The organism is Paraburkholderia fungorum (genome assembly GCF_046026025.1).
GTDB classification, from domain to species: Bacteria; Pseudomonadota; Gammaproteobacteria; order Burkholderiales; family Burkholderiaceae; genus Paraburkholderia; species Paraburkholderia fungorum_E.
Genome location: NZ_JAQQFL010000041.1, coordinates 12,829 through 26,251 on the forward strand (window position 1 = coordinate 12,829; position 13,423 = coordinate 26,251).

Below are 13,423 nucleotides of genomic sequence, written 5' to 3' on the forward strand. Positions count from 1 at the left end.
GCCACCCGACGCGCCAAACCTGGAGCTTGACGCTCAGGTCTGGCTTTTTGCCAGATCGCGGTACGTGAGATACAGGCGCAGATCGAATTCGATCTGATGGTAGCCCGGTTGCATGAACTCGCAGAGGCGGTAGAACGCCTTGTTATGGTCGCTTTCTTTCAGATGGGCGAGTTCGTGCACGACGATCATTTTCAGGAATTCCGGCGCGGCCTCCTTGAATAGCGAGGCGACGCGGATTTCCTTCTTGGCCTTCAGTTTGCCGCCTTGCACGCGTGAAATGCTGGTGTGAAGGCCGAGCGCGTGACGCACGACGTCGAGCTTGCTGTCGTAAGTGACTTTGTCGATTTGCGCGCCGTTGCGAAGGTATTCGCGCTTGAGCTCCGCGCAGTATTCGTAAAGCGCCCGGTCTGTTTGCACCTGATGAGCGCCGGGGTACCGCGCGGTGAGATAGTCGCCGAGCCGGTCGTCGGCGATCAGCTTTTTCACCTTCTCTTGCAGAGGTGCGGGATAGCCGGTCAGGTATTTCAGGTGTTGCATGGCGGTGTTCTTTGCGATTGGCGGCTGCACGGGTTGCGTGCCTCGCGGCGGAGGCTGTGCGGTGCGGATATTCGATGCGCCGGCCTCAACCGAGATTGTCCTCGCAATCCGCCCACAGCCGCAGCGGATCGCGGTGAAGCGGATACTGCCTGTCGAGCCAGGTCGACAGGCGGGTCCAATCAGGGTGATTCGTTCCGCTCTGAGCAGACCAGGTCGACGACCGTTCAAGAATCTGCCCGTTCTCGCGATCACGGACCACCAGGCTGCCGAGCCCGCTTGAACTGTTCTCCTGCGATTCGACCCGATACCGCGGCAGAAGCCTCAGTTCCGCATCTCCAGCCCAGCCGTACACGGCCCGCACCACGCCGGTTGCGTCCCGCAACTCCACTGCCCCGCTCGCCGGCCGAACGGCCGACCAGCCTTCAGGAAACTCCGCGACCACTTCGTTGCCGCTTTCCCTGACCCATTTCATACGCCATGCTTTCTCCATCGCCTCGCGTACCTGCGACACCGACGTATATCCCGGAGGCAACTCGATCCCTATTGGCAAGGTCACGAGGTTATCTTTCCAGAGTGAAGCCTCGTCACGATCACGTCGATCGGTGGTTCTGGATACCTCTTCTCCGAACGGGTTGTCGGGCCGGCTGGCTAGATGGGAGCCGCTTTGCTGCAAATTGGGGAAAAGACCGTCCGCGTCCCGACGAGTCAGTTTGGGTTTGCCGTTTTTCATGGATCTGTGCGCTGAAAAGCATGCTCAAGGACGTTCAATTTACATTAATCGTGAGCTTGGGGTATCGCTTTCAGCGAACAACCGGCGGCACGGCTGCGCAAGCCTCAGTCTTGTCCAAATCGCATCAGCATTTTGCAGCCCGGCTGGTTGTCGCTGATTGAGATATCCGCGCCGTGTACCCGCGCAATCGCCGCGACAAGGCTCAGACCCAGGCCATGCCCAACCGTTGCCTGCGTTTTCGCGCCGCCGCTACGGTAAAACGGCCGGAACACCGCCTCGCGCTCACCGGGTTCGATACCGGGCCCCGTGTCCGCCACCTGCAGTATCGCGAGCCCATCGACCTGGCGCGCTTCGAGTGTGATCTCGCCGCCTCGCGGCGTGAATTTCAACGCGTTGTCGAGAAGATTTTCGACCACGCCAAAGAGCAGATCGGCATCGCCGATGACCTCCACCGGCGCAATCGATTCCAGCCTCACCGTCAATCCCCGCTCATACGCTAGCGGTTCATAGAGTTCGACGACATCGCGCAACACGGTGTCGAGCGAGACCGGTCCGAAACTCGCCCGGCGCCCTCCCGCTTCGATTTCCGCGATCCGCAGCAGCGCCGTAAAACGATTGAGCACCACGTCCGATTGCACGATCGCGCTATCGATCGCGCTCGCATAGTCTTCAGGCGTTCGCGCGCGCCGGCCGGCCCGTTCAAGCCCCGCGCGCAGGTGTGTCATCGGCGTGCGCAGATCGTGCGCGATGCCGGCGCAAACACCCCGCACCTCTTCGACGAGGTGCTCGATCTCGTCGAGCATCGTATTGACGATCGCCGCCAGCCGGTCGAGATCGTGGTTCGTGCCGCGCGTCGGCAGACGGCGGTTCAGCTTGCCCTTGATGATTTCACGGCTGGCCTCGCTAATCGCGCGAATCCGCCGGTTCGACATCCAGTTGAGCGCGGCGCCACACCCGATCGCCAGCAGAATCGTCAGCGCCAGACCTGCGCACAGCGTCTTCACCAAGGTGCGGTCGAACACGATGATCTCGTCGATCGAATGTCCGACCACGATCCGCACCCCGCTGGTGGTCGGCACAATGATGCCGCGATAGTGGCCTTCGACCTGCGCACCACCGTCCAGGAAAGTCTGCGTGTAATTGAAGGGTTGCCGTTCCGGCTCGGCCGGCAAGCTCGCCACGTTGCCCGCGAGCCACGCACCGTTTGCATCGAACACGCCATACGGCCGGCTGTTGGCGATATCGCGCCGGCTCAATGCGGCGATACTCGCAATCGCTTCGGCACGGCCGATCGTGTGGAATTCGGCCACCTCGCCACGCAGACGCTCGTCGACTTCATGCAGCAGATAGCTGGTCGTCAGCCAGTACAGCAGCGCGAACAGCGCGATCGCGGAACAGACGAAAACGATCACCAGCCAGCCGACGCTGCCCGCGCGGCCGGCACTCACCCGCGCCGGGCGCTTAACTGTCGGCATGGATGATGTAGCCGGCATTGCGCACGGTCACGATCATGGCCGGCAGGCGCCCATTGCAACTGACCTTGCGGCGCAAATTGGAAATATGCATATCGACGACATTCGTCTGCGTATTGAAGGGGTAATTCCAGACCGACTCGAACAGCATCGCGCGCGTGACGACCTGGCCCGCGTGACGCATCAGGAACTCGAGCAGCGCCAGCTCGCGCGGTTGCAGTTCGAGCGTCTGTCCGGCACGCTGAACGACGCGCGTGGCAGGGTCGAACGTCAGATCGCCAACGCACAGCAAGGACGGCTCCCCCACCGACGAATGGCGGCGCAGCAATGCGTTCAGCCGCGCGGTCAGTTCGAGCGCGTCGAACGGCTTGGTCACGTAGTCGTCCCCGCCAGTCCGCAGTCCGCGCACGCGTTCGTCAACGGCGCCCAGCGCACTGAGGATGAGTACCGGCGTGCGCTTGCCGACGTTGCGCAAGGTGGACAGGATCGACAGGCCGTCGATGTCCGGCAGCATGCGGTCGAGCACCACGGCGTCGAAGTCGCCGTTCAGCGCCCGCAGCAAACCGTGATGACCGGTCGGCACGCATTCGACTTCGAAGCCGTAGTCTTCGAGCGCCGCATGAATTTCAAGCGCGACGTGCTGATCGTCCTCGACGACCAGCACGCGCGGCGTACTCCCGCAAAGCAGGGAAATCGGCAGGTCACTTGCCAAGTGGATGCGTTCCTCGTAGATCCTGAGCCAGTTGCCGCGACTGCGCCCAAGTCGCGGCCGGCAGCACCGCGGTGCCTTCCTGCGCGACCGCCTGTAACGTGGTGGGGGGCACACCAAGCGCGGCCAGAATGGTTGGCGCGACCTGGGTCGTCGAGACCGGGTAAGTCACGTGGCGCCCCTGATCGGCAAGCCGCGGACTGGCGAGCAGCAGCGCCACCGCCGTATCGTCGTTATGAAAACCGCCGTGTTCGGCGAGCTTGCCATCTTTCGGTGGCGTAAATATGACACCGTCGCGCGAGACCACGACGATGTCCGGTGTGCGGCTGTCCTGCAGCGGGGTGGGAAAGCGCAGCGCCAGCCGGTCACCGCTCAGCACGTCGGCAATGCCCAGCGCTTTCGCCTGGCGGCGTAGCGCGGCGCTGATCCGCTTCGTCGCGGACGCATCGTGCAGCCAGATCAACGCGCCGTGATCGGTGGTCAATTGCGCCAGCGCACCGGGCGCGGCGTCGTCGATCACCTTCTGGAGGCGGCGCTCGTCGATCTTGCTCAGACGCGCCGGGTCGATCGGACCGTTGCCGTGCTTGGCCGTCACGATCACCAGCGTGTCGTCGAGCAGATGCTGTTTCCCGAGTTCGCCGACGAACTGGCCGATCAGCCGGTCCGCATGGCCGATCGCGCGATCGACACCCGGCGTCAGTCCACCTTCGGCATCGCGATAGCCATACAGTTTTTGCGCGACATTCACCGCCTGCAGGTTCAGCCCGAACACGTTCGGCACGGCCGTGCGCCGGCTGGCGTCGTGGCTCAAGCCGTCGATCTCATTGATGATCGCGCGCGCTTTCAGGTCGTCGTAGTCTTCGGTCTTGCCGAGCGAACCGGTAATCTCACGGGTCGTCACGTTGCTCAGGCCTTCGTAGTTCGCGCCGATCTCCGGCAGGAACAGATCGTCGACGCCGTGGCCGGACGGCCCCTCGACCAGTTCGTAAGTCGGATGCTTGTCGGTCCAGGCGGTATAGCCGCCCGCATCATGCACGGCCTCGAAGATCGTATTGACGCGCAGGAACGCGTGCGGATACACCGGCGCACAAGCGTGTTGCGGATCGCGCGGCAGTTTGACCGGATCGATTGCATCGCGCCCGTCGGGGCCGGTCATGTCGAGCGACTCGTCGTAGCGCACCCGCGTCCCCGTCCGGCTGCAATCGCTGCCGGGTGGCGCAAGCTCGCGATCGTACGAGTCGTCGTAATACACGCCGGTCACCGCGGGCGTGCCGCCGGTAACAAGCGCCAGCAGGCCCGGAAACGAGTCAGCCGGCTCGACCGTATGGGCGTTGGTGTAGTCGACGCCCTGCTTCGACAGATTCGCGAGCGTGCTATCGGGGTGCGCCTGAATGAAGTTGGCGAGGTCGCTGGTATGCAGGCCGTCGACGCTGATCAGCAGCACGTGTTGCACCGGTGCTCCCGGCGGCAGTCCCCCCGCGCGGGCGGTGCCTGTGACGGCGAGAACGGAGAGCGGGAGTGCGAGTGCAAGTGTGCATGTGAGTGCGATTGTCAGAGCGGAAAGAATCGGTTTCATTCGGTTTCGTTTAGATTGAAAGTGACCCACAGTTGTTCAGAAAGCGTTTTTCCTGCAAAGGCCGGCTCCGGCTTCGGACACGCCGCGTCGCGCACGGCCGCCAGCGCGGCACGATCGAGCAGGCCAACGCCGCTGGAAACGACGACCCGCGCATCGGAAATCGCGCCGTCGCGGTAATCGAACGCCACCCGGGTGCGGCCGGCGATACCACCCATGCGCGCCGACTCCGGGTAATGCAACGCGGACTGGATAGCCGCCCGTAACGCGGCTTCGAAACTCGCGCCCGGTTTGGCGGGAGTCGCGGCCGCGGTGACAGGCGCTGGCGGTGGCGGATGAGACACAGCCGGCGGCTCTGTCGGTGTAGCCGACTGCACCGTGGGTGCGGGCTCCGGTTCAGGCGGCGCTGCCGGCGCGGGCGCAGGCAATGCCGGACGCTGTGTCACCACCCGCTCGAGGCGATGCACGGGCTGCGGCTGCGGCTGCGGCTGAGGCCGGGGCGCCGCTGGCGGCACGAGTGGCAGCGCTGCGGGCGCCGGCGTGGGGGCAGCGGCGGGCGCAAGCGTCAACACCATCGCCGGCCGCTCGGCTTGCGCCACGTGCCGATGCGTCAACATCAGATAAGCGCCAGCGAGCACACCGGCCTCCACGACGAAAGCCAGCGCCGCCGCCAGATAGATACGCCGTCGCTCCGGTGCGCGGACAGATGCGGAGATCGTCGCCATCTCACTGCGCCACGGGTTGTGCGGCCAGCGCGATCTGCGACACGCCCGCCGCGCGGCACGCGTCCATCACGGCAACGAGTTTCTGGATCTGCGCCACCTTCGAGCCGGCGATGGTCACCGCCGTATGCGCCGCATCGGGCCGTGCCGACAGCATCGCCGTGAGCTCGGCGGCCGTCACCGTTTTTCCCTCGACCGAGATCGTCCCCGTGTCGGACAGCGCGACGCTCACCTTCGCCGGCGGCAACGCCTGAGTGCTCGCGCTCGACGGCAACTGCGTTTTCAGACCCGCATTCGGAATCATGTGCAGCGTGATCATGATGAAGAACACCAGCAGAAAGAACATGATGTCGATCATCGGGATGATCTCGATGCGTGCTTTGCGCGCTTCGAAATACTTCATCGTCACGCCCCTTGCGATACGGGCTTTCCCGCCACGGCGCGCAGCCCTTCGCGCTCGCCTCTCACCACCGGCTCATGGGCGATGCCGGTCATCCGATTCACGAGCGCTGCCTTCAACGTTTCCAGTTGATGCACGACGGAGCGAACCCGGTTATGCAGCCCGTTGAAAAACACCAGGCCGAGCATCGCGACGAACAAACCCGACGCGGTAGCGACCAGCGCCTCGGCCACACCGCCCGTCACCTGGGTCGGCGCATTGCCCGGGTTTGACAGCACCTGGAACGCGTTGAACATGCCGATGATCGTGCCGAACAAGCCGAGCAACGGCGCGAGCGTGACGATCGTATCGAGCACCCACAGCAAGCGGTCTATGCGCGGCGCCTCCCGCATGATGACCTCGTTAAAACGGGCGTCGAGTTCCTCGCGGTTGTGCGTGGCCTGCAACCGCGTGGCCGTCGCGAAGAGCCGTGCGACCGGCAAATCGTGGTATTGCCGTGTGAGCGAAGCGAGTGTCGCCGCGTCGAGATGATCGAGCCGGTCGATCTGTTCGAGCGCGGCATAACCGCATGCCGCGAGGCGATGCAGGAACCAGAAGCGCTCGACGATCACCGTCAACGCGACGAACAGCATCGCCGCAATGGCATACAGCACGCCGCCGGAATCGTTCGCGAGATGCAGCAAGGTGTCGACATTCATTGAATCAATCTCCAGTTAGAAGTCGGTGGACAGCGTGGCGACGAACGCACGGCCGGGAATCGTCCAGTACAACGGCGTGCTGTCGGCCGCGGTATAGCCGGCCAGCGCGTTGATGCTGGTGCGGTTGAAAAGGTTGTCGATTTCGAGGCCGATGCGCGTGTTGTGCATCCAGGCGGCCGGGCTCCTGATCGTGTACACGCCAGACAGGTTGGTCACCGCGAATCCGCCGAGGGGCTGCGTGTCGCCCGTGTCGCCGAACTGATGGCCAACGAACTTGGTGATCAACGAGCCGTACAGCGGACCACGCTCATAGATCACACCGAGTGCGGCCGTGGATTGCGGTGCGTTCGGCATCCACGTGTCGGTACTTTTCTGTTTGGCCGAATTGAAAGTCAGGTTGCCGTACAGGCTGAAACCGAGTCCGGCATAGAACGTCGCTTCCGATTCGACGCCCTTGTAGACCGCGCCGCCCGCATTCGAGAAGGTCGCGTTGCCGCCCACCACGCGGCTCGTCACCGCGTTGCGGAAGTTGATGTAGTACAGATCGGCCGACACGGTGAGCCGCTCGCTCTTGTACGTGGTGCCGATCTGATAGTTGTCGGTCTGCTCCGGGTCCGGCTGGCCGGAAACGGAGGGGTTCTGCACGTAGAACACATTCAGGTTCGGGGCGAGAAAACCTTGCGCGTACTGGATGTACGCGCTCCAGTTCGGGTTGATCTGCTCATGCAGGGTCAGCGACGGCAGCACCTTCGTCCACGTATGGCTGAAGTCCACCGCCGCGCCGGAGCCCTGATCGACCGGTGAGTCGATACTGCGATTGAACGACACGTACTTGACACCCGGCGTCACGGTCAGCCCGTGCGGCAATTGCCACTCGTACTGGATGAACGGCTCGAACGTGAGGAGCGTGTCGTGCATCGTGAAGTTCAGCTGCTCGAGCGCGAAATTCAGCGAATCGTCCACGTTCATGTTGTTGCGGAAATTCGATTGATGCGTGAGCCATGCGCCAAGCTGCAGCTTGCCCGGGCCAATCTGCCGTTCGGCGTTCACCACGTCGCCAAACGCGCGATAGTTGTTGGCCATCTGCTGGCCCGGCACGTTGTTCGGCCCAAAGGTGGTGCCGTTCGGCGTTTCTCCGTTCGGGTCGAGACCGTTGAAACCGTCGTGGTAATACGCGTAGGTGTACAGCTTGTTTTCGATCTTCCAGTCCGCGAGTTTCGTTTTGATGCCGATATATTCGAAGTCCTTGCTGATGCGATCGAAGTTGTAGCCGTAGTACGACTGGCTCGACGGATCGCCGCTCAGGCCGAAGTTGGGTCCGAACTCACGAATCTGCGCGGCCGTCGCGCCGAGCGACACATTCTGGTGAATGCGGCTGTAGTCCGCATACAGGGTGAGCAGCGTGTCGTCGCCAAGCGGCTTGTCGAGCTTGAAGAAAAAATTGTCGCGGCGCTGTGCCCCGTTGGTCAGATATCCGTCGCTGCCGACGTGGTTGTAGCCGACCACCGCACGCGCATCGCCCCACTGCTGCATATCGCCGGTGTTGAATTCGGCGCCGCTGGTCCACGTATTGAAGCTGCCGTACGAACCGAAGACCGTGAACTTCGGCGTCAGAGACGGCTCCACCGACTGCACGGCAATCGTGCCGCCGAAGGTCGCAAAGCCGATCTGCGAGGCGTCGCCTGGACCGCGATCAACCGCGATCGAGCCGATATTGCGCGACGAGAAAAACGACGTCGAATGATGGGTGAAATCGTTCGAGTCGCCAAACGGAATACCGTCGAAGGTCACGTTGTACTGACCGTCCTGAAAGCCGCGAATCGACAGGCTCTGCGACTCCATCAAACCTGCGCCGTTGGGGTCGATATTGGACACGCTCGGGGAAATCTGAATGATGTCGCTATAGTTCGCACTCGGCGCCGTGCTGTTCTCGATGTAGTGCCGGCTGACGATCGACTTCGGCTCGCTTGCGCTCAACGCCCCCTGCGACGGCGCCTGGGCCGGGGCCGATTGCACGTTGCCGGAGGGCGCCGCGGCGCCGGCGGACGACCCGGTTGCCGTGCTTTGCACCGAGCCGAGATCCCCGGAGGTCTGAGCGAAGGAAAGCTGCGTGCCGGCTGCGCATAGCGAGGCCAGAACAAACTGCGTAAGCGGTTTCTTGCGGAACCTTGAACGTACCCGTTGCATGTTTCAGCATCCTTGTCTTGAATGACCGTCGAGTGATCAGCGAATAAGGCCATGCTAAAGACCGGGCGTTAATCGACCGTGATGGATACCTTACGAACCTAATCCGGTTGCATGCGCAACAAAAGCGAGAAAAAGGAGAAAGGCCGCCGCGGTTTGCCAACCGGGGCGGCCTCCTCTGCCATCCACTCATGCACGGCGCTGCCGCGCCGCACCTGAATGGGGCCAGTTCGTTACTGGTTGTTGATATTGTTCGGTGCTTTCGGCAGCGACTTGCTGGCTGTCAGCACCACATTGCCGATCTGACGGTAGTTCAGCAGATTGGTATTCGGTGTCTGCACGCCATAACCGGCAAACGTCACGCTCAAGTGGGTCGCGTCGATCTGAATGGCGGTCGGTGCATAAAGACGTTGAGCGAACCAGGTTTGCGTCGGGATGATCGGCGCCTTGGCAGGAATCGTCACCGTGGTCTTCGCGCCACCCTGGTTGGTCGTCGTGATCGAGTTGATCGACGCGATCGGGCTGTTGATGTCGTTATAGACCGTCCACGTCTTCAGGTCGCTCGATTCCGCATAGCCGATGTAGTGGAACGCATCCGAATCGCCGTCCAGACAGTTGCCGCCCGAGAAGTACAGACCCCAGCGGCTGCCGTCGCCATTGATATCGATCAGCGTGCCACGCGGGCTGATCCAGCGGGTGCCGTTGTAGTCCACCGTGGTCGGATCGTTCAGGCCGCTCACCACACCCAGATCGGTGAAGTTCACGCCGTCCTTGGTTGTGGCCAAACGCACGTTCGAAATATCGTGGTTGGTCTTGCCGCTAAACGGCGCCTTCGCGCACTGATTGGCAACCGGCATCGTCGTGCTGCCGGTGTTGTCGCCATTCAGGATCTTTTGCACGTACAGCACCGTGGTCGCCTTGGTCGGGTCGGTGTTCGGCACGACGGCCATGATCCCGTCCGGGTTCAGCAAACCGCTGGTCTGCTGCACGACGACCGGGTTCACCGCGCCCGCCGTGTTGGTTGTCGCCGTCGCCACCGCGGCGATGTCCTGACCGCCCACGTTGGTGTTGTTGGTGTTCCAGATCGGGAACTTGGCGCTGGCGAGCGGCAGGGAGATCACGTTCAGCGGCGCCACGTCGACCTTGGCCGGGTCGCGATTCAGCGTGTAGAGCATCTGGCCGGTCGCGGCCTGCGTGCCTGGCAGTTGCAGCAGCGATGCATGACCCCAGCCGTTGTCGGCGGTAGTCGCTGCATTGGTGCTCGTGATCGTGGCGGGGCACTCGCCGGGATTGAGTTCCAGCACGTTCTGCATGAAGTACCAGGTCTTGCCGTTGTCGTCCGACTCGGCCGCGACGACCGACTCGTTGATGTCCTTCGGACGCCAGTCGAACAGGCCGATGATCGGCGTGGTCGTGCCATTCACGTTACCTGTCGTTGTCAGGTTGCTGGTGTACACCAGCGGGAAATAGAACGGCGCCATGTTGACGAGCGGATCGGTCGGCGGCATGACGAACTTCGAGCCGGTTGCATAGGTCTTGCGGACCGGCGGCGTGACGGTGTAGTCGCAATAACCGGCGGCCGTGTCGGGCACGGTGCCCGTCGTCAGAAACGGGTTGGTCGTGTTCTGCGTATTTTTCGGATCGAGCGCCAGCTTGTCGAGCGTGAACGGCGTCGCGCCGGCGCCCTTGCCGATCGACGTGCCCACGTTGATCTGGGCAGCCGCCGGTTGCACGCCGCTATCCAGCGACCACTTGACGCTTGCTGCCGCAACCGCCGGTGTCGAAGCAGCGGCAGGTGCCGACGCCCCGGCCGGCGACGCCGCGGCGGTGCTTGCCGGGTCGTTGTTGAGACTGCCGCCGCAGGCGGCCACTAGCGCGCTCGCCAGCGTTATCGCCGACAGCGCCATGAACGAAGCTTTCCTCATACTTCCCCTCTGCATGTTTTGATTGATGGAGTCGACCGACCAAACACAAGCCCGCGGTGCATGCCTCGAGCACGCGCCGCGGGATACTGAAAAAATGCGTAGATCTGTCTGGACCGCAGAGGCGCGATGTTTGAACGGTGTCTCGCGCTTCGCGAAGATGGTTCTGCAGGTCCGCTTCTAACGTGAGCGCATGATGCGAAAGCGTCATGTCGATGACGGGTCACGGATCTTACGAACATAAACTGGGCAGGCAGCGAGCCGGATCGACCCGCGCACGGCGGGAATCCGGGTACGAACCGGATCAAGGTGCGGGGGTGTTTCTTCGGCGTGCCAGCAAAGCTGGCCGCCATAACGGCGGATTCACCCTAACGTCTGCTGATAGCGAAATTCATTTTTTGTTCTACGCTATATAGGCGACCCGCGGATGGCCCGCCAAGGCGATGCCGTGCAACTGGCCTTAGGGCGATCTCGAGTCGAACCAATTGAAATCCAAACCCCAGGTAGCCCTGGCGTACCCCGCTCCACCGCGACACGGGCACCCTGATGCACCCACCCTATGGAGGCTAATGATGTCAATTCGACTGGGAGAAGACGCGCCCGATTTCACTGCCGAAACCACGGAAGGAACGATCCGTTTTCATGAGTGGATCGGCGACCAGTGGGCGATCCTGTTTTCGCATCCCAAGGATTTCACCCCCGTTTGCACCACGGAACTCGGATACCTGGCAGGTCTCAAGCCGGAATTCGATAAGCGCAACACGAAAATTATCGGGCTGAGCATCGATCCGGTCAGTGACCACAACGAGTGGGTCAAGGACATCGCCGAGACGCAAGGCCACGCGATCAACTACCCGATGATCGGCGACCCGGACCTGACGGTCGCGAAGCTCTACGATATGATTCACCCCGAGGCGAGCGGCGGCGGACCGCGCACCGCGGTGGACAATGCCACCATCCGCTCGGTGTTTCTCATCGGGCCGGACAAGAAAGTCAAAGCCATGCTCGTCTATCCGATGAGCGCAGGCCGCAATTTCGACGAGGTGCTGCGCCTGCTCGACGCGCTGCAACTCAACGCGAAACACGCGGTGGCAACGCCGGTGAACTGGAAACCGGGTGAAGACGTGATCATCCCAACCTCCGTTTCAAACGATGCCGCAATGCAAAAATATCCGCAGGGCTTCAAAACGGTGAAGCCTTACCTGCGCTACGTTGCGCAACCCAAGTAAAGTACCCGCAAAAGCGAACCTCGGAGCCAAACCGTGTTGATCTTCCGGCAGCTATTCGACCAGCAGTCGTCAACCTATACCTATCTTCTCGCCGACAGCACGACGCGAGAGGCCGTGCTGGTCGATCCGGTATTTGAACAGGCGCGCCGGGATACCGCCTTGATCAACGAACTTGGGTTGCATCTGCTCTACACCATCGACACCCACGTCCACGCCGATCATGTGACCGGCGCCTGGATGCTGAATCGTCGTACCGGTAGCCAGATTGCGATATCGGCGGCAAGCGGCGCCGAAGGCGCCGACCGCTATCTGAGCCATGGCGACAAGGTCCAGTTCGGCCCGAGGTACCTCACAGTAAGGGCGACACCGGGTCATACCGATGGCTGCATCACACTCGTGCTCGACAACGAGACCATGGCGTTGACGGGCGATTGCCTGTTGATCCGGGGCACAGGCCGCACGGATTTCCAGCGCGGTGACGCACACGCCATGTTTCGTGCGATCCACAATCACATTTTTACGCTGCCTGCCGCGTGCCTGCTTTACCCCGCCCACGACTATCGCGGCTTGACGGTCACGAGCGTGGACGAGGAACGGCGCTTCAATCCACGCCTTGGCGGTGAGCTGTGTGAAGCGGATTTCGCCGGCTACATGACGAACCTGCGCTTGCCGCATCCGAAGCAGATCGACATAGCCGTGCCTGCGAACCTGAAATGCGGCCTGGCGGCGAGCGACCCCGCGCAGATGGCGGAGCCCGATTGGGCGCCGCTGACATGCAGCTTCGCGGGGATCTGGGAAATCAATGCTCAGTGGCTCGAGGAAAATCCGCATGCGGTCGAGATCGTCGACGTGCGAGAGCCCGACGAGTTCGACGGACCGTTGGGGCGCATCCAGGCCGCCACGCTCATCCCCTTGGGCGACCTGGCCGGACGCGCCGCCGAACTCACGAAGGAACGCCCGATCGTGACGGTTTGCCGGGCCGGCGGGCGCTCCGCACAAGCCACGATCATTCTGCGGCAGGCCGGATTCGAGCGGGTTGCCAACCTGGCCGGCGGCATGCTCCGCTGGCGCGCTGAAGGACGCACCGTCGAGAACGGCAGCATGTAGCGGTTTCTCCGAACACCACGCCTCAGCGCCTGACCGACATCGACATCGACATCGACAGCGCCGCGCTTGCTGCGCAAGGCCCTTCCGTGATGGACGGCAGGTTACGCGGCGTTCGATAACGATTCGGGTATGCGAAAAAC

Annotated in this window: 12 protein-coding genes; 2 read left to right on the plus strand and 10 right to left on the minus strand. The window is 62.6% G+C overall.

Annotation, left to right across the window (positions count from 1 at the left end; genetic code table 11):
- Positions 1-33 precede the first annotated feature (33 nt).
- From PQR67_RS32680 to PQR67_RS32725, 10 genes are all read right to left on the minus strand, one after another.
- Positions 34-537 (minus strand): M48 metallopeptidase family protein, encoded by a 504-nt coding sequence (locus PQR67_RS32680; RefSeq protein ID WP_408466938.1) that lies wholly within the window; start codon positions 535-537, stop codon positions 34-36.
- Between the two features lie 85 nt (positions 538-622).
- Positions 623-1,267, minus strand: coding sequence for a hypothetical protein (locus PQR67_RS32685; RefSeq protein WP_408466939.1), 645 nt, complete (start codon positions 1,265-1,267; stop codon positions 623-625).
- Positions 1,268-1,371: 104 nt separating this feature from the next.
- Positions 1,372-2,742: a sensor histidine kinase gene (locus PQR67_RS32690; RefSeq protein ID WP_408466940.1), complete on the minus strand. Its 1,371-nt coding sequence runs from the start codon at positions 2,740-2,742 to the stop codon at positions 1,372-1,374.
- Positions 2,729-3,451: a response regulator transcription factor gene (locus tag PQR67_RS32695; RefSeq protein ID WP_408466941.1), complete on the minus strand. Its 723-nt coding sequence runs from the start codon at positions 3,449-3,451 to the stop codon at positions 2,729-2,731. Before PQR67_RS32695 ends, PQR67_RS32690 begins: the two co-directional genes overlap by 14 nt.
- Positions 3,441-5,024, minus strand: a complete 1,584-nt coding sequence (locus tag PQR67_RS32700) for an alkaline phosphatase family protein (RefSeq protein ID WP_408466942.1) — start codon at positions 5,022-5,024, stop codon at positions 3,441-3,443. The genes PQR67_RS32695 and PQR67_RS32700 overlap by 11 nt, the downstream gene beginning before the upstream one ends.
- A complete protein-coding gene (locus tag PQR67_RS32705; protein WP_408466943.1) occupies positions 5,021-5,746 on the minus strand; it encodes a TonB family protein in 726 nt (241 codons plus the stop codon). Before PQR67_RS32705 ends, PQR67_RS32700 begins: the two co-directional genes overlap by 4 nt.
- A 1-nt stretch (position 5,747) precedes the next feature.
- Positions 5,748-6,146: an ExbD/TolR family protein gene (locus PQR67_RS32710; RefSeq protein ID WP_408466944.1), complete on the minus strand. Its 399-nt coding sequence runs from the start codon at positions 6,144-6,146 to the stop codon at positions 5,748-5,750.
- 2 nt (positions 6,147-6,148) lie between these two features.
- On the minus strand, positions 6,149-6,841 hold the full coding sequence (locus tag PQR67_RS32715; protein ID WP_408466945.1) for a MotA/TolQ/ExbB proton channel family protein: 693 nt from the start codon (positions 6,839-6,841) through the stop codon (positions 6,149-6,151).
- Positions 6,842-6,856: 15 nt separating this feature from the next.
- Positions 6,857-9,028 (minus strand): TonB-dependent receptor, encoded by a 2,172-nt coding sequence (locus PQR67_RS32720; RefSeq protein WP_408466946.1) that lies wholly within the window; start codon positions 9,026-9,028, stop codon positions 6,857-6,859.
- Between the two features lie 230 nt (positions 9,029-9,258).
- A complete protein-coding gene (locus PQR67_RS32725) occupies positions 9,259-10,950 on the minus strand; it encodes a glycoside hydrolase family protein (protein ID WP_408466947.1) in 1,692 nt (563 codons plus the stop codon).
- A gap of 569 nt (positions 10,951-11,519) precedes the next feature.
- On the opposite strand from PQR67_RS32725, the gene PQR67_RS32730 reads away from it, so the two are divergent.
- Positions 11,520-12,176, plus strand: a complete 657-nt coding sequence (locus PQR67_RS32730; protein ID WP_408466992.1) for a peroxiredoxin — start codon at positions 11,520-11,522, stop codon at positions 12,174-12,176.
- Between the two features lie 36 nt (positions 12,177-12,212).
- A complete protein-coding gene (locus PQR67_RS32735; RefSeq protein WP_408466993.1) occupies positions 12,213-13,283 on the plus strand; it encodes a rhodanese-like domain-containing protein in 1,071 nt (356 codons plus the stop codon).
- The last annotated feature ends 140 nt before the right edge of the window (positions 13,284-13,423 follow it).

Bases quoted from the DNA above. Each gene is read 5' to 3' on its own strand.
- PQR67_RS32720 (WP_408466946.1), bottom strand. From the start codon at position 9,028: ATGCAACGGGTACGTTCAAGGTTCCGCAAGAAACCGCTTACGCAGTTT.
- PQR67_RS32685 (WP_408466939.1), bottom strand. From the start codon at position 1,267: ATGAAAAACGGCAAACCCAAACTGACTCGTCGGGACGCGGACGGTCTT.
- PQR67_RS32700 (WP_408466942.1), bottom strand. From the start codon at position 5,024: ATGAAACCGATTCTTTCCGCTCTGACAATCGCACTCACATGCACACTT.
- PQR67_RS32680 (WP_408466938.1), bottom strand. From the start codon at position 537: ATGCAACACCTGAAATACCTGACCGGCTATCCCGCACCTCTGCAAGAG.
- PQR67_RS32730 (WP_408466992.1), top strand. From the start codon at position 11,520: ATGTCAATTCGACTGGGAGAAGACGCGCCCGATTTCACTGCCGAAACC.
- PQR67_RS32710 (WP_408466944.1), bottom strand. From the start codon at position 6,146: ATGAAGTATTTCGAAGCGCGCAAAGCACGCATCGAGATCATCCCGATG.
- PQR67_RS32690 (WP_408466940.1), bottom strand. From the start codon at position 2,742: ATGCCGACAGTTAAGCGCCCGGCGCGGGTGAGTGCCGGCCGCGCGGGC.
- PQR67_RS32705 (WP_408466943.1), bottom strand. From the start codon at position 5,746: ATGGCGACGATCTCCGCATCTGTCCGCGCACCGGAGCGACGGCGTATC.
- PQR67_RS32715 (WP_408466945.1), bottom strand. From the start codon at position 6,841: ATGAATGTCGACACCTTGCTGCATCTCGCGAACGATTCCGGCGGCGTG.
- PQR67_RS32725 (WP_408466947.1), bottom strand. From the start codon at position 10,950: ATGAGGAAAGCTTCGTTCATGGCGCTGTCGGCGATAACGCTGGCGAGC.